The 23,507-nt window shown below is 50.9% G+C and carries 21 protein-coding genes and 1 tRNA gene; 8 read left to right on the top strand and 14 right to left on the bottom strand.

Annotated elements, in window-relative coordinates:
• Window positions 1-63 precede the first annotated feature (63 nt).
• The 3 genes from OGV57_RS03530 to ghrA form a co-directional block, all read right to left on the bottom strand.
• Complete coding sequence (locus OGV57_RS03530; protein ID WP_003036073.1) at window positions 64-618, bottom strand: TorD/DmsD family molecular chaperone; 555 nt, start codon at window positions 616-618, stop codon at window positions 64-66.
• A gap of 23 nt (window positions 619-641) precedes the next feature.
• Complete coding sequence (locus tag OGV57_RS03525; RefSeq protein WP_003836800.1) at window positions 642-1,379, bottom strand: phosphatase; 738 nt, start codon at window positions 1,377-1,379, stop codon at window positions 642-644.
• An 86-nt stretch (window positions 1,380-1,465) separates the two neighbouring features.
• Window positions 1,466-2,404 carry a glyoxylate/hydroxypyruvate reductase GhrA gene (gene ghrA, locus OGV57_RS03520; RefSeq protein WP_054528258.1) on the bottom strand — a complete coding sequence of 313 codons (939 nt, stop codon included), beginning with the start codon at window positions 2,402-2,404 and terminating at the stop codon, window positions 1,466-1,468.
• A 236-nt stretch (window positions 2,405-2,640) separates the two neighbouring features.
• Between ghrA and OGV57_RS03515 the strand changes: the two genes are divergently transcribed.
• The 4 genes from OGV57_RS03515 to OGV57_RS03500 all read left to right on the top strand — a co-directional run bounded on the left by OGV57_RS03515 (window position 2,641) and on the right by OGV57_RS03500 (window position 6,687).
• A tRNA-Ser gene (locus OGV57_RS03515) sits at window positions 2,641-2,728 on the top strand.
• Window positions 2,729-3,001: 273 nt separating this feature from the next.
• Window positions 3,002-3,331: a hypothetical protein gene (locus OGV57_RS03510; protein ID WP_071686695.1), complete on the top strand. Its 330-nt coding sequence runs from the start codon at window positions 3,002-3,004 to the stop codon at window positions 3,329-3,331.
• Window positions 3,332-3,911: 580 nt separating this feature from the next.
• Window positions 3,912-4,826 (top strand): EamA family transporter RarD, encoded by a 915-nt coding sequence (gene rarD, locus OGV57_RS03505; RefSeq protein WP_003036060.1) that lies wholly within the window; start codon window positions 3,912-3,914, stop codon window positions 4,824-4,826.
• 937 nt (window positions 4,827-5,763) lie between these two features.
• The gene (locus OGV57_RS03500) at window positions 5,764-6,687 is read left to right on the top strand and encodes a VirK/YbjX family protein (protein ID WP_139239338.1); all 924 of its coding nucleotides are present in this window, start codon (window positions 5,764-5,766) and stop codon (window positions 6,685-6,687) included.
• 383 nt (window positions 6,688-7,070) lie between these two features.
• Here the strand turns inward: OGV57_RS03500 and phoH are convergent, their stop codons facing one another.
• The 6 genes from phoH to putP all read right to left on the bottom strand — a co-directional run bounded on the left by phoH (window position 7,071) and on the right by putP (window position 13,411).
• Entirely contained in the window at window positions 7,071-7,859 is a 789-nt protein-coding gene (phoH, locus tag OGV57_RS03495) for a phosphate starvation-inducible protein PhoH (protein ID WP_003036052.1), read from the bottom strand.
• Window positions 7,838-8,134, bottom strand: coding sequence for a hypothetical protein (locus OGV57_RS03490; protein WP_008320287.1), 297 nt, complete (start codon window positions 8,132-8,134; stop codon window positions 7,838-7,840). The genes phoH and OGV57_RS03490 overlap by 22 nt, the downstream gene beginning before the upstream one ends.
• Before the next feature lie 247 nt (window positions 8,135-8,381).
• Complete coding sequence (gene efeB, locus OGV57_RS03485) at window positions 8,382-9,665, bottom strand: iron uptake transporter deferrochelatase/peroxidase subunit (RefSeq protein WP_003836807.1); 1,284 nt, start codon at window positions 9,663-9,665, stop codon at window positions 8,382-8,384.
• A gap of 5 nt (window positions 9,666-9,670) precedes the next feature.
• A complete protein-coding gene (efeO, locus tag OGV57_RS03480; RefSeq protein ID WP_054528257.1) occupies window positions 9,671-10,798 on the bottom strand; it encodes an iron uptake system protein EfeO in 1,128 nt (375 codons plus the stop codon).
• A 58-nt stretch (window positions 10,799-10,856) separates the two neighbouring features.
• Complete coding sequence (gene efeU / locus OGV57_RS03475) at window positions 10,857-11,690, bottom strand: iron uptake transporter permease EfeU (RefSeq protein WP_003036041.1); 834 nt, start codon at window positions 11,688-11,690, stop codon at window positions 10,857-10,859.
• A 212-nt stretch (window positions 11,691-11,902) separates the two neighbouring features.
• The gene (putP, locus tag OGV57_RS03470; RefSeq protein ID WP_032936247.1) at window positions 11,903-13,411 is read right to left on the bottom strand and encodes a sodium/proline symporter PutP; all 1,509 of its coding nucleotides are present in this window, start codon (window positions 13,409-13,411) and stop codon (window positions 11,903-11,905) included.
• A 422-nt stretch (window positions 13,412-13,833) separates the two neighbouring features.
• On the opposite strand from putP, the gene putA reads away from it, so the two are divergent.
• On the top strand, window positions 13,834-17,796 hold the full coding sequence (gene putA, locus OGV57_RS03465; protein ID WP_054528256.1) for a trifunctional transcriptional regulator/proline dehydrogenase/L-glutamate gamma-semialdehyde dehydrogenase: 3,963 nt from the start codon (window positions 13,834-13,836) through the stop codon (window positions 17,794-17,796).
• A 59-nt stretch (window positions 17,797-17,855) separates the two neighbouring features.
• Window positions 17,856-18,251 carry a lysozyme inhibitor LprI family protein gene (locus OGV57_RS03460; RefSeq protein WP_048219137.1) on the top strand — a complete coding sequence of 132 codons (396 nt, stop codon included), beginning with the start codon at window positions 17,856-17,858 and terminating at the stop codon, window positions 18,249-18,251.
• Here OGV57_RS03460 and rutR read toward each other — a convergent pair.
• The 3 genes from rutR to OGV57_RS03445 all read right to left on the bottom strand — a co-directional run bounded on the left by rutR (window position 18,248) and on the right by OGV57_RS03445 (window position 20,194).
• Entirely contained in the window at window positions 18,248-18,886 is a 639-nt protein-coding gene (rutR, locus tag OGV57_RS03455) for an HTH-type transcriptional regulator RutR (RefSeq protein WP_003036026.1), read from the bottom strand. The two genes, OGV57_RS03460 and rutR, sit on opposite strands and share 4 nt — an antisense overlap.
• A 58-nt stretch (window positions 18,887-18,944) precedes the next feature.
• Window positions 18,945-19,859 carry a DMT family transporter gene (locus OGV57_RS03450; RefSeq protein ID WP_032936254.1) on the bottom strand — a complete coding sequence of 305 codons (915 nt, stop codon included), beginning with the start codon at window positions 19,857-19,859 and terminating at the stop codon, window positions 18,945-18,947.
• A 161-nt stretch (window positions 19,860-20,020) separates the two neighbouring features.
• Window positions 20,021-20,194, bottom strand: a complete 174-nt coding sequence (locus OGV57_RS03445; protein WP_003036022.1) for a con-10 family general stress protein — start codon at window positions 20,192-20,194, stop codon at window positions 20,021-20,023.
• A 386-nt stretch (window positions 20,195-20,580) separates the two neighbouring features.
• Here OGV57_RS03445 and wrbA point away from each other — a divergent pair, with 386 nt between their 5' ends.
• The gene (gene wrbA, locus OGV57_RS03440; RefSeq protein WP_003832057.1) at window positions 20,581-21,177 is read left to right on the top strand and encodes an NAD(P)H:quinone oxidoreductase; all 597 of its coding nucleotides are present in this window, start codon (window positions 20,581-20,583) and stop codon (window positions 21,175-21,177) included.
• 20 nt (window positions 21,178-21,197) lie between these two features.
• Window positions 21,198-21,425 (top strand): YccJ family protein, encoded by a 228-nt coding sequence (locus tag OGV57_RS03435; RefSeq protein WP_003036015.1) that lies wholly within the window; start codon window positions 21,198-21,200, stop codon window positions 21,423-21,425.
• Between the two features lie 37 nt (window positions 21,426-21,462).
• Here OGV57_RS03435 and agp read toward each other — a convergent pair whose 3' ends face one another.
• A complete protein-coding gene (gene agp, locus OGV57_RS03430) occupies window positions 21,463-22,704 on the bottom strand; it encodes a bifunctional glucose-1-phosphatase/inositol phosphatase (protein WP_054528255.1) in 1,242 nt (413 codons plus the stop codon).
• Between the two features lie 87 nt (window positions 22,705-22,791).
• Window positions 22,792-23,499 (bottom strand): ArsR/SmtB family transcription factor, encoded by a 708-nt coding sequence (locus tag OGV57_RS03425; RefSeq protein ID WP_054528254.1) that lies wholly within the window; start codon window positions 23,497-23,499, stop codon window positions 22,792-22,794.
• Between the last annotated feature and the right edge of the window lie 8 nt (window positions 23,500-23,507).

Genomic DNA, 23,507 nt, shown 5'->3' with positions numbered 1-23,507 from the left:
TCGTGCACACAATTTATGCAAGCATATAATTTGCGTTGCAGTTTAAAGTGATTTAAATCACATTTATTCGTCAGTATCTTCCTGCAATTCGTCCCACATTGCACTAATAGCATCACGTGTTAGCGGCGCCATGGTACGCCAGAACGGCGTGTTTGCGTGCGCCTCAACTTTGCCAAGGAACGTACCACACCAGGGCAGCAGGTAGTCTACAAACAAGGTATCAAGCGCCTCACTTTCATCTTCCGCAGACTGGTCTTCAAGCCATGAAGCCGCCAGCAACAGCGTACCAATGTGATCTGCCGGCGTATCTGCCAGCGGCATGCCGCGGGCAGAAAGAAATGCACGAACATCCGATTCTTTCGCCCCTTCTACCCAGGCGCTACGATAAGGCGGCACAGCACACTCTTCACCGACAAACAGCGCGTTGTAATCTGCAGCCAGTTGGGGCATATCGCAGCTCTTCTGCAGACGAGTGAGCAGTTCGTCCTGTTCCAACGGCCAGTTGGCGGACAGTTTACCTTCACTAATTAAGGTAAACAGGGGAACCAGTAAAGGGTCCTGCGGTTGGCGATAAAACAGCGAGCCCAGTACACGACACAGGATAGAAAACTCGTTCATTGATATATTCCAGTTAGTAACAATTACAGTTCAGCAAATTCCGCGATCGGCTCCATGCCTCGCGATTCCAGAAACGCCAACAGGCGTTTAGGTGTGACGTTTAAAATTCTGTCTTCAGGGAAATTAACATCATCCAGGATTTTACGGCATTCGCCAAATTCTCCCAGCGTGAAAGCAGTATGTGAATCCGACCCTAACGCCACCCAGCCGCCAGCATCGCGCACAGCCGCAGCAACCGCACGACAATTATCCTCACTGCCCTTACGCGAATGCAAAAACGAAGAGTTATTGATTTCCAGTGCAACCTGGTACTTTGCCGCCGCCTGGGCAATTGCAGTAATATCAACCGGATACTTGGGATTTCCCGGATGGCTAATGATGTGCACATTACCGCTGGCCATCGTGGCTATCATTGCCTGGGTATTGGTTTCTTTATCGTGAGGTGCAAAAACTGGCTCATGGAAGCCCGCAATAATGAGGTCCAGAGAGGTAAACATCGGACCTGAACAGTCAATTTCGCCTTCAATATTCTTAATATTCGCCTCAATGCCGCGCAGGATCCCTACGCCATCTACAACACGTGGCCAAATACGCATATTGATAAAGTGCCAGTGGTGAGGCGCGTCCGCCATGTCCGGTCCATGATCGGTAATAGCAAACAGCTTGATGCCTTTGCGACGGGCTTCAGCGATGTAATCACTTAAGGTGCTGTAGGCGTGGGTGCTGGCGACGGTATGCATATGCAGGTCAACGGGATACATAACTCTCTCCTGTAGTCATTTTTCGTCAAGGATAGCAGGTATCGCCGCTATTTATTAGCTGAAACCCGGCATCCGCCGGGTTAGCATTAGTATCCCCGAACGCGATCGACCTGACCCGTTACGGATTTCCCATTCTCCAGGTCCAAAATCGTGCGGGAAATATAGTCCACTGCCTCTGCTGGTCGCGTTACCGCGGCAATATGCGGCGTCATTGCCACACGCGGATGTTTCCACAGAGGACTGGTTTCCGGCATCGGTTCACGGCTATAGACATCCAGCATGGCACCTTTCACCTTGCCGCTGTCCAGCGATGCCAGAAGATCGTCTTCATTGAGATGAACACCACGCGCCAGGTTCAGCACGTAGGCGCCATCCAGCAATTGGCTAAGTAAATCAGCGTTAATAATACCTACGGTTTCTGCCGTATTAGGCAGGAGGTTGATAAGCACACGAGTTTGGCTCAAAAACGCGCCCAGTTCCTCAGTACCGGCGAAGCTTTCCACGCCAGACCAGGATTTACGCGAACGGCTCCAGCAGCGCAGTGGGAATCCCCATGCTTGCAGGCTTTCGGCAACTTTTGCGCCCAATACCCCTGCTCCCATGATCCCGACGGTAAACTCCTCACGAGTATATTCTGGCAACGGTTGCCATTTCGCCTGATTTTTCAATGCCTGATAATCATCAAAGCGACGAAACCAGTGCAGCACCTGACTAACCGCATATTCCTGCATTTGCAGGCCCATACCCGTATCTTCCAGACGGAAAAGCGGGATCGACGCATCCAACATTTCCGGATGAGCATTGAGTTTACTGAGAATAGAATCGACGCCCGCGCCCAGCGCAAATACGGCTTTTAATTTTCGTCCTGCGAGCATTTCAACCGGCGGATGCCAGACCAGCGCATAGTCAGCATGTGCATTATCTCCCGCTTTCCACTCACGTACGTTTGCACCAGGTATTGCCTTTGCCAACGCATTAATCCACCAGGTCGTATCGAATGTTGGGTGATAGAAAATTATATCCACATTGTCTCCTGAACATTGTTGTGCGGAACTTTCTCGCACTTATTATCATCATTTTCCGAGGGAACATCAGAGTAGCAAATTTTAGGATGCTGGCAAAAAAAACAATTCCCGCTTATTTATGCTCCATGTTGCTTGAAGTTTGTGTAAATGCACATTTTTTTCAAAAAGTTGATTGACGACGGGGCGGTGTTTCCCCTACATTAGCGCCCGTTCCGGTAGCACAGGAACAACAATATGGTGAGGTGTCCGAGTGGCTGAAGGAGCACGCCTGGAAAGTGTGTATACGGCAACGTATCCGGGGTTCGAATCCCCGCCTCACCGCCATATTTAAAAAAGAGCTCGTACGCAAGTACGGGCTTTTTTTTCGTATGTTGCACAGCATGGCGGGTATGAGAAGCCCCGACCGGGGTTCGACACAAAATTGCCGGAGCAATTTTGAACAGCGCCTGCGCTGGCCCCGTAGGGGCGAGGCCCAGGGATGGGCCGAGTAGCGGCGCAGCCAGTTGGACAGACTGAGAGCATAGCGAACAGGCTGCCCGCAGGGCGAGCGAAGCGAGTCAATCCCCGCCTCACCGCCATATTTAAAGAAGAGCTCGTATGCAAGTACGGGCTTTTTTTTCGCATATCGCACAGCCTGGCGGGGATATCGCCCCGCTCAAGGTTTCTGCTCTACTTATCGCGGGTAGCGGCATGGATGAGACTTATCATGCCGGATTTCTTCATCAAATCACGCCAGATCCTCCGGTCCAGATTGCAGGTAATGACCTTCATAGCGGTTTACTCTTTCTCAAGCAACCAGCAGCGGAAGCCATCATCCATTGCCCAGTCCTGCGCAGTTTGCGCGGCATTGCACCCGGTAATGATGCGCTTAAGCAAGGAATGCTGGCCAGGTGTTGTGAGTCCGGCAGCATCACGAATGGTGTGTAATACAGAGGTGTAAGCATCGATCGATTTCGTCGATCGATTACGTAAAAATTGATCTGCAAAATGAATTATCCCGCATGATTGTCCCTGTGCCACAATCTCTAAAACGAATTTAACTGATTGTTTATAAATCTAATTCCTGTCTTATTTAGGAGCGAACACCTTTTGTCCTGGAAGCTCGGCAGGGAAATAGCATAAAGGATGATGTGATGAAGAGATGCGCACGGTGTAATAAGAAAAGGAGCGTCTTTGAATAGTGGCTCTCACTCGATAAAGAATTCTGCGACGAGTGCTTATTTGATATTGACGAGGAAATCAGGGAAAGGCAAATACTCCCCGTCAGACGTCTGAAAGATGATCCAGCCCGCAATACAAATCGGAAGTCTTCCCCTTGATTTTTATCATCATTTTATAGATACGATTATGATAAATTTCACCTTGTTTTTTATATCACCCTGACTGTAAATGAGATTGAGTACTGTAACAGCACACGTTTCTCTTAAGAGCAGGTACATGCCAGAGTGAAGGGTTGACAATGCTCTTCAGAAGAACATGTCGGTATGGCAAGCAAGGATACACATAAATGGTAAAGTTTCTGCGAAATGGACCCGCAGTTGTTGTTCTGGCATTTATATTATGGGGCCTGATCCCATTGTTTTATCAATATCTATCTGGCGGAGCCCTCGCTGAAATTTTGATGTACAGAGTTTTTTGGTCTATACCTCTATTACTGCCAATAAGATTATTATTTCGTAAGAGAACGTTTTTTCGCGATTTACTGAAAGATAAAACCTCCTTCATATCCTGCATGATAGCAGGCTTGCTAATGGTAATTTCGTGGTCAGCTTTTATTTATGCATTAACAAATCATAAGGTACTCGACGCCAGTCTGGGATATTTTATCAACCCACTTATTGTCATTTGCCTTGGATGTATTTTTCTTAAAGAAAAACCATCATTATTTCAACTTATAGCAGTAATATCCGGCGTATGTGGTCTTGGCTATCAGATTATTTCCGCAAACAGTTTTCCTTCACTAGCGTTAATCATGGGGTTTTCATTTGCATTGTACGGACTGGCGCGAAAATTTATCCATTACGATGCAATAACCTCAATCACGCTTGAAACATTCTGGGCTCTACCTGTTGCTCTTTTCATCTTTATCTATACTGGCTCGAGTATAACTACATCATCTGACATCTCTCTGTTCCTTTATATATTAACCGCTCCCGTTACAGTAATTCCGTTAGTGTTATTTGCAGTAGCGCTAAATCGTACATCTCTTATTGTGACAGGTCTTGCTCAGTATATAGAACCATCTTTGCAATTTCTCATTGCCATACTTATATTTGGAGAGGTTATTAATTACTCCGAGCTATTTTGTTTTTCAGCGGTATGGTTTGGATTGTTGCTATGTATATTTGAGAGTCTTTACTATCATTACCGACGTAATCCTCCACGGTCTGAAAGTAATCATCCTGCAGGCACTTTACGGTGATGTACATGCCAGAATATAAAACTCAGTACGCTTATTCGTTTCCCTGGAACACGCGCTCAGGTATGAATGAGTAAACAACTCGAGTTTGTTTATTCAAGATTACCACGTCATTTAGGTACATAGGACAGTTGACTGCATGTTCATGGTTAAAGCCGGACAAAAAAATTTTTCCGATACCTTTATACAGATTGGCACTGTTCATCACCGGTGAATCCCCCGGAACACTGTCGCACTGCAACCAGGCATCGAGCTAGTGCATTTCTCTGAGAACGTGAGTGACCAGAGAATGTTGCGGCCGATCGGTAAAGTCTCTGTATCCGGAAATATTCTTAACGGCAGTACCCTATTCGTGCGTCAGCCAGCGAATCAGGTTCCCCTTGGTATTGTTTTGCGGGCCTGTTTCATAACCATACAATGCAAACTCCTTTTCAGTACAAAAGGTTACCAAAAATATACTGGGCATTATATCTGGAAAGAAAGTCAGGAATGTGTATATCCCAATTTAAGTTATTCAATTTGACAATAATCCACGAAAACCGGCGTATTGCGCGGGAATACAGCCAATTGTGATAGCTGTCATCGTTCAAAATTTGTCCTGACGTTCAAAGTCGTGCGTTTTCCAAACCCCCATGGCTCGCTGAATCACATGATTTACTTCGTTATGTGGTTGACAAGTCAACCTACCAGTTTACTCAATGAACATCGGTATGTTTGTAAAGTATACTTTGTTTAACAAATATATATGTTCTTCTCTGTAGAATGAAAAAAATTTGTTTTCACCAGGATATGCGAACGAGAGAGCGCCTAATGATTATCAACAAAACTGGCATATCAGACATGAATTTATTTTCAAAATGTTTCGCATTAACAAAACAGCGTCAGAGATTCCAGTATTTACACCTTGCACGTAAATAAATTTAAACACCCTGAATTAATAATGATACTTATGAAAAATACATCATATCTAAGTTTCTTTAACCAAATTCTATTGGCACGTGGCCCTTTGCATAGCAAATGGAAGAACAAAAAATTTCGACTCATGTATCTTTTACGATCTATGATAAGTCCTGTCTCCAGTATTCGGTATTATCAAGAATTACATTCCCTTAAATCAATTGATAAGATTCTGGAGATGCAACCTACGTTACCAGCCAAAATTCATCGTCCCTATTTACATAAAGGAGGGCTGGCATGGAATCGAAGGAAAAACATTATTGGTCACTACCGTTTTGTCCAGAGTTTACCAGTGAAACACCAGGCGTTATTATTACCCGACAGAGATGTGCTATTGGTCCATTTCACCGGAAAAAATGGTGAGGATTTTGATATTCACTGTTCTTCAGGCGGTTTTGATCGTGAAGGAGAACTGATGTTATCTCTGAGTTTTAACAACACCCCGGTGGCCCGATTGTCCTTCTCGGTTATCCCGTCAAAAGAAGGACATTGTGCATTTATTGGCGGTCTGCAGGGGGCACCAAAAAATATTGGCCCAGACATTATTCGTAACGCTACTAAAGCCTGCTATGGACTATTCCCTAAGCGGATCGTTTTTGAGGTTCTTTGTTCATTGATGCGTTGCTGTGATATCACTAATATTTTAGCAGTTAGTGAACAGAGCCATGTTTTCAGGCAATGGCGATACCGGTACAAGAAACGTAAATACTTTGTTGCCCTGTACAGTGATTTTTGGGAATCAGTTGCTGGTCGTCCATACGGTAATTGGTATAAGTTGCCAATTTATGTAGAGCGTAAGTCATTTAATGAGCTTGCCAGTAAAAAACGCGCGGAATACCGGAGACGGTATGACCTGTTGGATCATATTAATGAGGAAATCATGATTCTTCTGCAAAATCAGATGTAACATAATGTCGTAACTCAGCTCAGAAACTGGCTGATGAATGCGACATCTCGATAAAAGCGTAGCTATCGTTCCGCGTTGGCGAATCATTACACGAACGTCCGCTGAGTGCTGTGAGCTCAACGGGTCGCTGATCCGCGAGACGCATTCATCACTGGATAAACGCATGAGTCTAAAATAAGGTGTTCTCTATTCCACAGTTCATAAATCAAGCTTTTGACATATCTCAAGTCAGGCAAGGTTCCCCCTCGACTTCAGATATCCTGGTTTCTACTCGTTTTCGATGTTCTATTTCATCAGAGCATACTATTTCAATTTCTAAAATTTACTTAATAACACACAAATAACAAAGCCCGGTTTCCCGGGCCTTGAAGACGGAGTACTTATCAGTTGTAAGCGTTGAGCGTCCGCTGACAGAGCGCAGAGCGGACGCAATCGTCTTTATTGAAACGAACAATCCCAACCATATCATCTTCTTCGAAACGGGCCAGCGCATCGCTAAGCCCTGAGCGAACGTGAGCTGGAAGATCGCACTGGGTCACATCCCCATTCACAATCACCGTCACATTCTCCCCGAGGCGGGTCAAAAACATCTTCATTTGCGCAGCAGTGACGTTCTGAGCCTCGTCAAGAATGACCACTGCATTTTCAAATGTACGTCCACGCATATAGGCGAACGGCGCGATTTCCACCTTACCAATCTCAGGTCGCAGGCAATATTGCATGAAGGAGGCTCCCAGCCGTTTCACCAGCACGTCATACACGGGGCGAAAATAAGGAGCGAACTTCTCGGAAACATCTCCAGGTAAGAAGCCGAGGTCTTCATCAGCTTGCAGAACTGGACGGGTTACAATGATCCGGTCCACGTCTTTGTGGATCAGAGCCTCTGCAGCTTTTGCCGCGCTGATCCAGGTTTTACCACACCCGGCTTCACCGGTGGCGAAGATCAGCTGTTTACTCTCGATAGCATTCAGGTAGTGCGCCTGAGCTTCATTCCGCGCCGTGATTGGCGTGGCGTCGCGACTGTCACGCGCCATACCGATCGCTTCTACGCCGCCCATCTGCACAAGCGAGGTGACCGATTCATCTTCACGTTGCTTATGACTACGCGAATCCCGCCTCAGCACACGTTTTGCTTCACGACGAGCTTTGATCACTGCTTTTTGTCTTCCCATGGATAGCACCTTGAGTTGTAGGTATACATCACACGCGCCGTTGGCGGCACGATTATGCGCACGAACATCTGAGGGTTGGCTTCCTTGTAAGCCATTGCTTGCTTTCGGATAAGACGCCACACACGGCTACGCGCACCGTACAGGGCGTCAGTAACAAGGATAAGAAGTGAATGAGAGAGAGATTTAGCGGTGACGAGGTGGCTACCGGAAGAGAAACGTCCGCGTAAGGTACTGCTGTTACTGTGAAAAACGTGTCCAGTACAGGACTTTTCCATTCGCGATCTCCATAGTGAATGACTATCACCGCCGGGAACTACCGCTATTACTTATAATTACATCATAACCTTTCGCTAATGCAACAATATTTTTACTTATTGTTAACTTAAATTCTATCTTATCACCAGAGACAGTCTCTTGCAGAGAGATGACAGAATTATTTCAGTCGCATACCGAACATAAAAAATAGTTTGTTCCTTCATCAAGATGTCAGGAAAAACCCCGCTGTACTGCGGGGCATCATCATCAGGCTTCGAGCAGAGACTGTCCCAGATAATTGTCTGCAGTTTTAACGCCCGGCAAAGCAAAGAAATATCCCCCGCCAATCGGTTTGACATACTCTTCAAGCGCTTCACCATTCAGACGTTTCTGCACCGCCAAAAATCCTTTTTCCAGATCGTGTTGATAGCAAACAAACAACAGCCCCATATCCAGTTGACCGGAATTAGTCACACCGAGCGAATAGCTGTAGCCACGACGCATCATCAGGCTCGAGTCGGTCTCTTTCGTGCGCGGGTTTGCCAGGCGGATATGACTGTCGAGCGCAATCACCTCACCTTCAGGATCACTGGCATAGTCAGGCACATCATGCTCATGCTGCATACCCAGCGGCGCGCCGGTGTGTTTATCACGACCAAAAATCGTTTGCTGCTCTTTCAGCGGCGTACGATCCCAGAACTCAACGCGGAACTGAATGAGCCTGACGGCCTGATAACTGCCACCTTGCGCCCAGGCAGGTTCGCCCTGCCCATCCGTCACCCACACCACGTCTTGCATCAACTTCGCATCCGTAGCGTCCGGATTCGCGGTACCGTCTTTAAAGCCAAGCAGGTTGACCGGGGTCTCTTTGCCTTTGCTGCGCGCGGCGTGGTCAGAAATAAACCCTTCACGTTTCCAGCGCACGCTGAGGAGATCGGGCGTGTGTTTAATGATATCGCGCAACGCGTGGATGACAGTGTCCTGAGTGTTGGCACAAATCTGCAGCAGCAAATCGCCATGGCACAGCGCCGCATCCAGCGAATCATTCGGGAAGCGGGTCATTTTTTGCAGCTTTTTCGGCATCTGCGATTTCAGGCCATAACGTTCATCGAACAACGATGAACCAACCGACAACGTCATCGTCAGGTTGTCTGGCGCAATGTATGCGCCGAGGATACCTGAATCCATAGGAGGGAGACGCGGATTGGGCGTATCCGGTGCCGGTCCACCGGTGGTCAGAAACGCAAATCGGCTAGTCAACAACCGGAATAAACGCTCAAGATCGGCCTTATCGCTGGCGAGAACATCGAATGCCACCAGCATCATTGATGCCTGCTGCGGCGTCAGGATCCCCGCCTGATGCTGACCATAAAACGGCTGCGTTTCACTACGCGCATCCGGAGACAGCGTTCCCGGCGCGCTTTGTGGTTTTTGCGCGTGGGCAACCGGACACCCACCCGCCAGCGCCAGCGCCCCACCCAGGGCGCCCATCCCTTTCAGTAAACGTCGGCGTGACGGTTCGCTCACGCCGTTTTCATTATCTTGCTGCATAGTGCTTAATCCAGACCCAGAACACCGCGTAATTGCGACAAGTCTTCCGCCAGCGTCGTGATTGGCCCTTTCAGCGCATTACGATCGGCATCAGTCAGTTTGTCATAGGTTTCAAAACCGTCTTTGGTATGGTACTTGCTCAGAATGGTATCAACCTTTTTGAAGTTCGCATCCACCTTCGCCAGCAGCTCAGCATTGGATTTTTGCAACTGAGGACGTAGGAGATCGACAATTTTCTGCGCGCCATCGACGTTGGCCTGGAAATCCCACAGATCGGTATGGCTGTAGCGATCTTCTTCCCCACTGATTTTGCTGGCAGCAACTTCTTCAATCAGTCCTGCTGCCCCGCCAACAACTTTTGACGGTGGGAAAGCCAGCTCGCTAATACGCGTTTGCAGGTCAAGAACATCGCTATTTAATTGGTCGGCGTACTGATCCATACCTTTGGTGGTATTGTCGCCAAACAGCGCTTTCTCCAGGCGGTGGAAGCCGGTGAATTTAGGATCGGCGGCTTTTTGCTCATAATCATCTTCACGCGCATCGATGCTGCCGTCGAGATCGGAGAACAGTTCAGCAATCGGTTCAATACGCTCATAATGCTGACGGGTTGGCGCATACAGCGATTTCGCTTTTTCCAGATCGCCTGCTTTAATTGCATCGGTGAAGGCTTTAGTGCCCGCAACCAACTGCGCGGTTTCAGCTGTCACATAAGCTTTATATTCGGTAATCGCGCCGCTCAGACTCAGCAGAGCATCGCTCTGTGCGGCATCCGCCGTTGCGCTGCCTTTTACGATCAGTTTGCCTTTCGGGTTAGTCAACAGACCGCAGGTCATATCATATTCGCCAGGCTGCAGGTTAGCGGTCATTTTCTGGCTAAAGCCTGGTGCAATGTTTTCGCGCTCTTCAACCACCATAACGCCTTTAAGAATTTCCCACTCCAGCGCTTTCTGGCTGTGGTTCTGGATGATGAACTGCGTTTTCCCGGCGTTAACCGTGATCGTCATCGGTTCACACTGTTTGTCGTTAACCGTGACTTTCACCTGCGGAATATCGGCGGCTTGTGCAGAAAAAGCGGATGCAAACAGCGCGGCAATACCCAACTGCAGCGCACTACGGCGAAAATTAAACGTCATAACCTATCCCTATAAATAAGTATGTTGTAACTAAAAAGTATTCTGCATCGCGTTTTTATCAAGGTGCGGTACGCGATGCCGTAGTGCCTGAACGCGGCGGTAGTGCAAACATAATCAACGCCGGAATCAGGTAGATAAACCAGACAGCGACTTCACTAACGCTTGGCGCTTCCTGATAGCCGAAAATGCCTTCCATCAATGTGCCAAACAGCGAATGCGTCGACAGCACACTGCTCAGGTCAAACGCCACATCCTGAAAATGATTCCACAACCCGGCTTCGTGGAAAGCGCGGATCGCCCCTGCGGCAAGACCGGCAGCTACCAGCAAAATGAACAGGCTGGTCCATTTAAAGAATGCCCCGAGGTTGAGGCGAATGCCGCCGAGGTAAATCAGGTATCCCAGAACCACTGCGGTAGCCAGTCCCAGCATCGCGCCTAACGGCGGCCAGATGCCTACATCCTGCTGGAATGCCGCCAGCAGGAAGAACACCGATTCCAGCCCTTCTCGCGCAACAGCAAAAAAGACCATCATCACCAGCGCCCAGCCGTGATGATTACCGCGTTGCAACGCGTTATCGACAGCCTGTTCAAGCTGGACTTTGACGTTGCGGGAAACTTTACGCATCCAGAACACCATCCAGGTGAGGATCACCACGGCAATGACCGCCACGATGCCTTCAAACAGCTCCTGTTCTTTTTGCGGAAATTCACCGGTGGTTTCGTTGATGAAAATCCCTAACGCCAGGCATAACGCCGCCGCCAGCAGAACACCAATCCACATCACACCAATCCATCGACCACGCTGAGTCCGTTTCAGGTAGCTGGCAATCAGGCTGACAATCAGCGCGGCCTCTAACCCTTCGCGCAACATAATTAGAAATGGAACAAACATGCGAAGAACCCTTAAACGTTATTCTCGGTCAATTGATGAAAAGAAAAGTAAATTACAGTGATAGTGATTATCATTACAGCAAAGAAAAACTCAAGTAGAATGTTTTGAGAATGATGACTTAATGTAAACAGTTAGGCGGGTAATGGTTATGCAGGTTTGCGGGGGCGCAATAAAAAGCCCGCGCACGGCGGGCTTCAGGGACAGGAGATAAATTATTCTGCCTGTAAACGCGATGGCGGAGCTGAGTGATAATGCGCGTCAGCCTCGGCAAAACGTTGCTGCATAGCAGTTGAAGGTGCTTTACCCAACAGGCTGAAGACCACAATACCGATGCTGCCGAAAACAAAGCCCGGGATAATTTCATACAGACCCAGCCAGGCGAACTGCTTCCAGACGATTACCGTCACCGCACCGATGATCATCCCTGCCAGCGCGCCGTTGCGGGTCATACGCGACCACATTACCGAGAACAGAACCACAGGGCCAAACGCCGCGCCGAAGCCCGCCCAGGCGTAGCTTACCAGGCCCAGCACGCGGTTCTCCGGGTTCGCCGCCAGCGCGATGGACACCAGCGCCACGACCAGCACCATGATGCGGCCAATCCATACCAGCTCTTTCTGGCTGGCATTTTTACGCAGGAATGCTTTGTACAAGTCTTCGGTGATTGCGCTGGAGCACACCAGCAGCTGGCAGCTCAGGGTCGACATAACCGCAGCGAGGATCGCAGACAGCAGAATACCGGCAATCCACGGGTTAAACAGGATTTGCGCCAGTTCAATAAACACACGCTCGGCGTTCTGGTTAACGGCACCGGCAAGCTGCGGGTTGTTGTTAAAGTAAGCAATACCAAAGAAGCCCACAGCCACGGCACCCGCCAGACAGAGGATCATCCAGGTCATACTGATGCGGCGAGCATGAACAATGCTATGGTGGGAATCTGCCGCCATAAAGCGCGCCAGAATATGCGGCTGACCAAAGTAGCCCAGACCCCAGCCCATCAGGGAAATGATGGCAACAAAATTCAGCCCTTTGAACATGTCCACGTTCTCAATGCTCTTTTGTTTAATCACTTCCAGCGAATCCTCGAACCCACCCACACCAATAATAACCATCACCGGCGTCAGGATCAGGGCGAAGATCATCAGGCTGGCCTGGACGGTATCGGTCCAGCTTACTGCCAGGAAACCACCGATAAAGGTATAGATGATCGTCGCGGCCGCGCCCGCCCAAAGTGCTGTTTCGTAGCTCATGCCAAAGGTACTTTCAAACAGACGCGCCCCTGCCACAATCCCTGAAGCACAATAGATGGTGAAAAACAGCAGAATAACCAGCGCGGAGATAATACGCAGAATTCGACTTTTATCTTCAAAGCGACCGGTAAAGTAATCCGGTAACGTCAGCGCATTGTTATTGTATTCGGTGTGTACGCGTAAACGTCCGGCCACCAGCTTCCAGTTGATCCAGGCGCCCAAAATAAGGCCGATGGCGATCCAGCTTTCTGAAATGCCCGACAGGAAAATTGCGCCAGGCAGCCCCATCAGCAACCAGCCGCTCATGTCAGATGCCCCAGCGGATAACGCGGTCACGAACGGACCCAGACTGCGTCCCCCCAGAATGTAATCGTCAAAGTTTTTGGTTGAACGCCATGCAATAAACCCTATCAATATCATGCCGAAAATATAGACACAGAATGTCACTAACATCGGTGTGCTAATAGCCATCAAAACTCTCCAAAATTATGTATCAGCAATGCCGTGGCTTGCCGTTTTATTACCCTGCCGGAACGTGGCAAAGATATCTATGTTGACCAGGGCGACCGTATCCTGCCGGAAGCGATGGTTATTCACAATCGATTTAACACACCATTTACATCAAATTTGATCCAGAGTAGATAGCATTTTTCTGTAGGTTGCACTCTCTCACATTTTTTTCGGTTGCACCTTTTAAAAGTGTTAACTACCGCAGAGAAAAAGATTCTGTAATTTTTACAGCCCACATCATAAGACTCATATTTATTAACATCTCATTCATTTCCAAGCTTGCAAACCAAGTCACATTTAACACGGTTGCACAAAGTTGCAACATAGTGGATATTTCTCGGTAACTATCAGACCCGTATTTCAGTACAACAGGAGTAAACGGCATGGGAACCACCACGATGGGGGTTAAGCTGGATGACGCCACTCGCGAGCGTATTAAAACAGCAGCATCACGAATCGATCGCACGCCACATTGGCTGATCAAACAAGCCATCTTTAATTATCTCGAAAGACTGGAAAATGACGACGCGCTTCCTGAACTACCGGCCCTGTTGGCGGGTGCCGCGAATGAGGGTGAGGAGTCAACCACGCCGCAGAATGAAGCGCATCAGCCTTTCCTGGAATTTGCCGAACAGATCCTGCCGCAGTCAGTTTCCCGCGCAGCAATCACCGCCGCGTACCGCCGCGCCGAAACCGACGCAGTGCCGATGCTGATGGAGCAGGCTCGTCTGCCGCAACCCATCGCAGAGCAAGCGCACAAGCTGGCGTACAGCCTGGCCGACAAACTGCGTAACCAGAAGACCGCCAGCGGCCGCGCCGGGATGGTACAAGGTTTATTGCAGGAATTCTCCCTTTCTTCACAGGAAGGCGTCGCGCTGATGTGTCTGGCGGAAGCCTTGCTGCGTATTCCTGATAAGGCAACCCGCGATGCGTTAATCCGCGACAAAATCAGCAACGGCAACTGGCAGTCGCACATTGGACGCAGTCCGTCACTTTTCGTCAACGCGGCGACCTGGGGACTGTTGTTTACCGGTCGTCTGGTTTCTACGCATAATGAAGCCAGCCTTTCACGCTCACTCAACCGTATTATCGGCAAGAGCGGTGAACCACTGGTGCGTAAAGGCGTCGACATGGCAATGCGCTTGATGGGCGAGCAGTTCGTCACCGGAGAGACTATCGCCGAAGCGCTGGCTAACGCGCGTAAACTGGAAGAAAAAGGTTTCCGCTACTCTTATGACATGCTGGGTGAAGCGGCTCTAACCGCCGCTGATGCCCAGGCTTATATGGTTTCGTACCAACAGGCAATCCACGCCATTGGTAAAGCATCAAATGGTCGCGGCATCTATGAAGGGCCGGGCATTTCTATCAAGCTGTCGGCGTTGCATCCGCGTTATAGCCGCGCGCAGTATGACCGCGTGATGGATGAACTCTATCCGCGTCTGAAGTCGCTTACTCTGCTGGCCCGCCAGTACGACATCGGTATCAATATTGATGCTGAAGAGGCAGACCGACTGGAGATCTCCCTCGATCTGCTGGAAAAACTGTGCTTTGAACCTGAACTGGCGGGCTGGAACGGTATCGGCTTTGTAATCCAGGCCTACCAGAAGCGCTGTCCGTATGTCATTGATTATCTCATTGATCTGGCTACACGCAGCCGCCGTCGCCTGATGATCCGCCTGGTTAAGGGCGCCTACTGGGATAGCGAAATCAAACGTGCGCAAATGGACGGTCTGGAAGGTTATCCGGTCTATACCCGTAAGGTGTACACCGACGTTTCCTATCTGGCCTGTGCGAAAAAACTGCTTGCGGTACCGAATCTGATCTACCCGCAGTTCGCCACCCACAACGCCCATACGTTGGCGGCGATTTATCAGTTAGCCGGTCAAAACTACTATCCGGGTCAGTACGAGTTCCAGTGCCTGCACGGTATGGGCGAACCGCTATATGAGCAGGTCACCGGTAAAGTTGCCGATGGCAAACTGAACCGTCCATGCCGCATTTATGCACCGGTAGGCACGCATGAAACGCTGCTTGCGTATCTGGTGCGTCGTCTGCTGGAAAACGGCGCCAACACTTCATTCGTCAACCGCATTGCAGACACTACCCTGCCGCTGGATGAACTGGTAGCCTGCCCGGTCGAAGCCGTTGAAAAACTGGCGCAGCAGGAAGGCCAGGCTGGTCTGCCACATCCGAAGATTGCCCTGCCGCGTGACCTGTACGGTAAAGGCCGCGAAAACTCAGGCGGACTGGATTTAGCTAACGAACATCGTCTGGCCTCGCTGTCCTCCGCCCTGCTCAACAGCGCGCTGCAAAAATGGCACGCTAAGCCAATACTCGAACATCCGGTTGCTGACGGTGAAATGACGCCAGTCGTCAACCCGGCCGAACCGAAAGATATTGTCGGTTACGTGCGTGAAGCGACTCACAGCGAAGTGGAACAGGCATTGCAGAACGCAGTAAATAACGCGCCGATCTGGTTCGCCACACCGCCACAAGAGCGCGCCGCTATTTTGCATCGCGCCGCCGTTCTAATGGAAGGCCAGATGCAGCAATTGATTGGCATTCTGGTGCGCGAAGCAGGTAAAACCTTCAGCAACGCCATTGCGGAAGTGCGCGAAGCGGTAGACTTCCTGCACTATTATGCCGGTCAGGTCCGCGATGACTTCGATAATGAAACCCATCGTCCGTTAGGGCCTGTAGTCTGTATCAGCCCCTGGAACTTCCCGCTGGCTATTTTCTCCGGGCAGATTGCCGCCGCGCTGGCGGCGGGCAACAGCGTACTGGCAAAACCCGCGGAACAAACCCCGCTGATTGCCGCCCAGGGTATTGCCATTTTACTCGAAGCAGGTGTACCGCCAGGCGTGGTGCAACTGTTGCCTGGTCAGGGCGAAACGGTCGGGGCGCAGCTCACTTCCGATGAGCGCGTACGCGGCGTCATGTTTACTGGCTCAACGGAAGTTGCCACGCTGTTGCAACGCAATATCGCGACCCGCCTGGATGCTCAGGGACGTCCAATCCCGCTTATCGCCGAAACCGGCGGGATGAACGCCATGATCGTCGACTCCTCCGCGCTGACGGAACAGGTGGTGGTCGACGTCCTGGCTTCTGCCTTTGACAGCGCCGGGCAGCGCTGCTCTGCGCTTCGCGTCCTGTGTCTGCAGGACGATGTAGCCGACCATACGCTGAAAATGCTGCGCGGCGCGATGGCGGAGTGCCGCATGGGTAACCCGGGCCGCCTGACCACCGATATTGGACCGGTTATCGATGAAGAAGCCAAAACCAATATTGAGCGCCATATTCAGGCCATGCGCGCCAAAGGGCGTCCGGTGTTCCAGGCCGTGCGCGAAAATAGCGACGATGCGCGGGAATGGCAAACCGGTACCTTTATCGCCCCGACGCTTATTGAGCTGGAAAGCTTCGATGAATTACAAAAAGAGGTGTTTGGTCCGGTACTGCACGTCGTGCGTTACACCCGTAATAATCTGGGCAGCCTGATTGAGCAAATTAATGCCTCCGGCTACGGTCTGACGCTGGGCGTACACACCCGTATCGATGAAACCATCGCCCAGGTCACGGGCTCAGCACATGTGGGGAACCTGTATGTTAACCGCAATATGGTCGGCGCCGTCGTCGGCGTGCAGCCATTCGGTGGTGAAGGCTTGTCAGGAACCGGGCCAAAAGCGGGTGGGCCGCTGTATCTGTACCGCCTGCTGGCAAACCGTCCGGAAAATGCGTTAGGCATTACCCTTGCCCGCCAGGATGCAGACTACCCGGTCGATGCGCAGCTTAAAGCCGCACTCGTTCAACCGCTGGAAGCGCTCAGCGAATGGGCAACCGACCGTCCAGCACTGCGTGCGCTCTGCCAGCAGTTTGGCGAACTGGCGCAGGCCGGAACGCAACGCCTGCTGCCAGGCCCCACCGGCGAGCGCAATACCTGGACGCTGTTGCCGCGCGAACGCGTTCTATGTATCGCCGATGATGAACAGGACGCACTGGTACAGGTTGCCGCTGTAACTTCCGTTGGTAGCTTAATCCTGTGGCCAGATGATACGTTCCATCGCGACCTGGCAAAACGCCTGCCAGCCGCGGTCTCCGGGCGCATTCAGTTTGCCAAAGCGGACAACATCGCCACGCAGCCGTTTGATGCCGTTATTTTCCACGGCGATTCCGATCAGCTTCGCGCACTGTGTGAAGCAGTGGCGGCCCGCGAAGGGGCGATTGTGTCGGTCCAGGGCTTTGCCCGTGGCGAGAGCAATATTCTGCTGGAGAGGCTGTACATTGAACGCTCCCTGAGCGTCAATACCGCCGCAGCTGGCGGGAACGCCAGCCTGATGACAATCGGCTAAGGTTGTGGTTAATTAAGGCTCCGGTAACGGGGCCTTTTTTTATGAAGCCAGAGGGAAGCATGAAACGAATCGTACTGACATGTGTAGCGCTGCTGCTGAGCGGCCAGGCGCTGGCGGATGACTGCGCCAACGCGAACACGCAGATTGAGATGAACACCTGTGCGGCTGAGCAGTATAAGGCGGCCGACGCCAAACTTAATGAAACTTATCAGAATGCGCTGAAGCGCGCCGCTCCAACCCAGCGCGATTTACTGAAAAAAGCGCAAATATCCTGGATAACTTTGCGCGATGCGGACTGTGCATTACTCAGTTCTGGTACCGAAGGCGGTAGCGTTCAGGCGATGATTACCAGCCAGTGCCTGACGGATAAGACCAACGAGCGCGAAGCGTTTCTCGCCTCGCTCTTGCAGTGTGAAGAAGGCGATTTAAGCTGCCCTTTACCACCGGCCAGTTAACGCACGCGGATCCCTTCAATAATCATCCGCTGTACGCTCTCGACCGTTTGGTTAAAAAAGGCTTCATCACGCAGCGTTGCGCCTGTCACCGCCTCTACCTGTGGGGCAAAGTCGGCGTAGTGCTGAGTTGAAGCCCAAATCATAAAAATCAGATGATGCGGATCGACCGGAGCCAGTTTTCCGCTTTTGATCCAACCGGCAATCAGCGCGGATTTCTCATCAATTAGCGTTTTGAGATCCCCCTCCAATTCTGCCATCAATAAAGGCGCTCCGGCCAGCATCTCCATACAAAACAGCCGTGATGCCTGAGGGTAATCGCGCGACACTTCCAGCTTAAGGCGAATGTATTCTTTAATGGCCACCAGCGGCGCAAAGTCTTCGCGAAAAGCTTTCAATGGAGCCAGCCAGATGTCGAGGATCTGCCGTAAAACGGCGATATAAAGCACCTCTTTTGACGGGTAGTAATAAAGTAAATTGGTTTTTGACACGCCCGCCTGCTCTGCCACCTGCTCCAGGCGCGTGCCGTGGATCCCATATTGGGAGAAGATATTTAATGCCGCGGTTAATATGGCCTGGCGTTTTGCACTGACGGCCTGCGAACGCTTACCTGTTTTTTTCTCTGCGCGTTGGACCATGCGCCCTCTCCTTCTTGTGAGGGCGTCAGCATATCAAATCACGCGGTGAATGGTTAAATTAAAGCGATTCCGGAGGCGCCTCTTGCGGCTGCGCTTTTTTCTTTTTGAACTTCAGTTCGCTGACCAGCACGCCAACAATAATGAATGCCGCACCAAGCAATGCAAGTAGCGGTAAGCGTTCACCCGCCAGACGGCCAAAGATCCCCGCCCACACTGGCTCACCGGTATAAATAACCGTCGCGCGCGTCGGCGAAACGCTACGCTGCGCCCAGTTCATGGTGACCTGAATAATCGCGCTGAAAATCCCCAGCCCCAGCGCCACCACCAGCAATCCGGTAGACATTGGAGGTACGGTCTCACCGGCTGGTCCCATCGCAATAAACGCCACTATCGAAGCCGTTGCCAGTTGCACTACCGTTACCCGCCGTACATCCACTTTTCCCGCCCACGCGCTAATCAGGATAATTTCTGCCGCAATCGCCACCGCACCGGCGAGCGTGATCCACTCGCCTTCGCCTAAAGCCAGTAAATTGCCTCCCGGTCCGGCGAGAAAAATCAATCCGATAAAGGCCAGTACAATACCGACGCACGGCATCAGTCCAGGCATGCGCCCCAGACACAGCCATTGTAAAAGCGGTACCAACGGAACGTACATCGCGGTAATAAACGCCGATTTACTGCTGGGAATAAACTGTAGCCCCCAGGTTTGCAGGCTATAGCCCAGCGCAATGGCGATACCGATTGCCACCCCTGCTTTGACTTCCAGCCATGTCAGCTTATGCAGTGTGTGTAACGACAAAAGCGCGACCGCCAGCGCGGCAGTGGCAAAACGCACACCGACAAAGAAAAAAGGCCCGCTCAGGGTAACGGCATATTGCACCGCCAGAAACGTGCCACCCCAGAACATGGTGATCACAATGAGGATCGCTTCCTGAGGTTTAACAGAAAAGGAATAACGAGAGAGTAATGACATGAGACACCCGATTAACTGAATGTCATTAGTCTGCGTTGCGTTTTGTTACAGTTCAACCTTGCAGACAAAAAAAACCGCCGGAAGGATCCGGCGGCGGTGGCTACGTAACGTCTGTCTCTGACGCTCATCCGTCACGACATATCTGACAGATAGCCCGACAATTACGATTTGTTGTTGCCGTGGCTATTTTTGCCCCCTTTTTTGCCTGCCTCTGAAGCGCGTTGCGGGTCATTCTTAAAGTTGCCCCCGCTGTGCTGGCCACCTTTTCGACCTGCTTCTGATGCTCTTTCGCGGTCTTCCGCAAAGTTGCCGGAACCGCCCCGATGGTTTGCCATTACTGACCTCCGTCATTGATTAGACATCATATTGCATAGGTACTGAGGAGTGATACCTCACGCAGCGTTACGGGCGAGGCCCTGAAAATAACTGCGTGGGATTAAGCATAGTGAAGCGTGGACTGGGCAGACGCTAACTGTAATATCCTGCAACAGGATCAGGAGTGCCAAAGAAATAATCACCCTAAGAAATCAATAAGTCTTTCTTATGACTACCGAATTCAACCCAGTTAAATATGTATCATTTTGCTACAAAGCAGGTTGTTATAAAAATTGTTATAAATCAAAGAAGTGATTGTGAAATTTGCACTCCTGGCAGTACGTCATATCTTTAAAGGTAGGTAGCGAGTCGCTACGGACACGGTTAACTCGAGGAGTAGTGTAAAATGGCAAAAGTTCTGGTGCTTTATTATTCCATGTACGGACACATTGAAACTATGGCCCATGCAGTCGCAGAAGGCGCAAATAAGGTAGATGGCGCGGAAGTGATTATTAAGCGCGTACCAGAGACCATGCAGCCTGAGATTTTCCTTAAGGCTGGCGGCAAAACACAAAACGCACCAGTCGCAACCCCGCAAGAACTGGCTGATTACGACGCCATCATTTTTGGTACCCCCACGCGCTTTGGCAATATGTCCGGTCAGATGCGTACCTTCCTCGACCAGACTGGCGGGCTGTGGGCCTCTGGTGGTCTGTACGGCAAACTCGCCAGCGTATTCAGCTCAACGGGAACCGGCGGCGGTCAGGAACAAACCATTACCTCAACCTGGACTACGCTTGCCCACCATGGGATGGTGATTGTGCCTATCGGTTACGCGGCGCAAGAGCTGTTTGATGTCTCTCAAGTTCGCGGCGGTACCCCTTACGGTGCAACCACCATTGCCGGAGGCGACGGCTCCCGCCAGCCAAGTCAGGAAGAATTATCTATCGCCCGCTATCAGGGTGAATATGTCGCAGGTCTGGCAGTAAAACTCAACGGCTAATCTTCAACAGGAGGATTCGAATGCCAACTCAAGAAGCGAAAGCCCATCGCGTCGGCGAATGGGCAAGTCTGCGCAATACATCGCCGGAAATAGCCGAAGCCATTTTTGAAGTCGCACATTATGACGAGAAACTGGCGGAAAAAATTTGGGAAGAAGGTAGCGATGAGGTACTCATCAAAGCCTTTGAAAAAACAGACAAAGATTCGCTCTTTTGGGGTGAACAGACTATCGAACGTAAAAACGTCTAGCGCTCAGACTCCCCCGCGAACACGGGGGAGTTTTCTTTTATTTAGCCGCCTCATTCAGCACGCTGTCGAACTTATCTATCGGGCAAAAACCATCCGCATCTATCGGACATCCTTTCAGCTCAAGCGTTACGCGCTGCGCCGGGGATTTCAGCGTCAGAACGTCTGCATTACGCAACTGCAGCGAGCTCTGATACACATACTCGATTTTCATCAGATCACGATTTGCGTTGCTGTCATGCCAGCGCTGAAAGACAATCTTCCCGCCAATCGGCGTACGCTCGTTCTGATCGTGAAGCTGGTATGGTTTGAAATCCAGCGCGGTGAGCAGCGAAGCGATGTTTGAGTCATGTCCCACCAGCACGGTTATTTTCGGTGCTTTCGCGCGTTCCGTAACCAGCGCATTATCAATATATTTCACCAGAGGTTTGGCGACGTTCTGCGCCACTTCCGGGGAGGTGAACAGGCTGTCCTGATAGCCATTTTTCAGCTTCGACAGAACCTTCCACTGCTGATCCGATTTAATCTCGCCCCAGGCAACCTTGTCCATCGGGAAGCCTTCGTAATACTGCAGCGTGAAGGCATCGACCAGCGAATTCCCCACCTTCAGCGGCCCCGATACGCCTGGCTCCTGCTGGTATTTCGCGCTGAACGTATCTTTGGCATCGGTCAGGGAACACTGCTGTTTTTCTTTACAGGATGGAGAGTCTTTGTAGTCGGTCATTTGCTCAAGCAACTGATAGCTATCGTTGAGCTGCATTTTACTTCGCTCTTTCTCCATGGCCTGAACGGCCTGCTGGCTGAAGGTGGCGGAATCATCGGTGATCACCGGATTAAAGGTGGGATCCATGGTGCCCATTTTTTCCTGATGATGGACCGGAACATCGCAACCTGGGAAAGCACCGGTGACAAAGAACTGCGCCGTAGCAACAGTGCGCTGCAGGCTGTTAGCATAGGTATACACCGTATCCGGTGCCGGACATTCGCCCGATTTCACCATCCCATGCTCTGCTAGCCACTCTCGCATGTAGTGGCCCATATAGATTTCCAGCACACCGCCTTTAGTAGTGAGTTGTCCGCCGGGGACATCCCATTCTGGCCATTGTTTGGGTGTGGACTGTTCAAGAACGCTGCCATTATTGGCTAAAGGTGCACGTAAGTTATGCCGACTCATCATCAATACTTGTTGAAGCTGATACCCTTCCGGCGCGGTCTGCGCCTGCGCGGCGTTGGACAGTAATACAGCCCCTGCCACAGCGGCGGCGATTAACGATTTATTCATCCCTACGACCTCTTGTTGTTATCAATCACAACAGAGTGTGACAGAAATATGACATATTTCCGGGAACGCTTTCGCAAAACAGACCATCTAGCGTGTCGTTTTAACACCAAACTCGGTTTCGAGTTTACGAATACCAAGAGGTGTGAAGATGACGTGGCGGCTGCCCTGTACTGTTTTTATCCATCGCTGTTCACTGAACCAGCGCAGCAACGTTGCGCCAAGCACACCACCAGGATGATAACGTCGCTCGCTCCAGTCCAGACAACCGCAGGTTAACTTCCGCCGGGATGAACCCGCCGCTAGGACAATCCCCATCTGGGCCAGCTTTTCCTGGCCAAGAGGAGTCAGCGTTTCACCATCCGGCGTTAACCACTGACGGGAAACCAATGTATCAAACAACCTCACCGCCACCTCTCCGGCGAGATGGTCGTAGCAGGTGCGGGCATGCCGCAAACCTGGCGGCGTTGTGATTCTCCGGGGCGTTGATGTCGCCCACGCAACGCCCATCAGGCGTTCCAGCAGTTCAGCGATATCGGAACCTGCAAGGCGAAAATAACGATGTCTGCCCTGCGCCAACGCTACAACAAAACGTTGTTCGCACAGACGCGCGAGATGCGCGCTGGCGGTCGACGCAGACACATCCGCCACAGCGCTGAGCTCAGTTGCAGTCCAGGCGCGGCCATCCATCAGGGCGCACAGCATACGCGAGCGCGATTTATCGGCCATCACTGCCGCAGTGAGTGCCATTTTCGACTCCAGATCGCCCTCTTCTTCATGTAACATCACGGATGCCATAACGACCT

It is taken from the genome of Citrobacter sp. Cf087 (assembly GCF_030334285.1).
In the GTDB taxonomy this organism is placed as follows: Bacteria; Pseudomonadota; Gammaproteobacteria; order Enterobacterales; family Enterobacteriaceae; genus Citrobacter; species Citrobacter freundii.
Note: the sequence above shows the minus strand (reverse complement) of the source record. Positions and strands in the feature narration are given on the sequence as shown.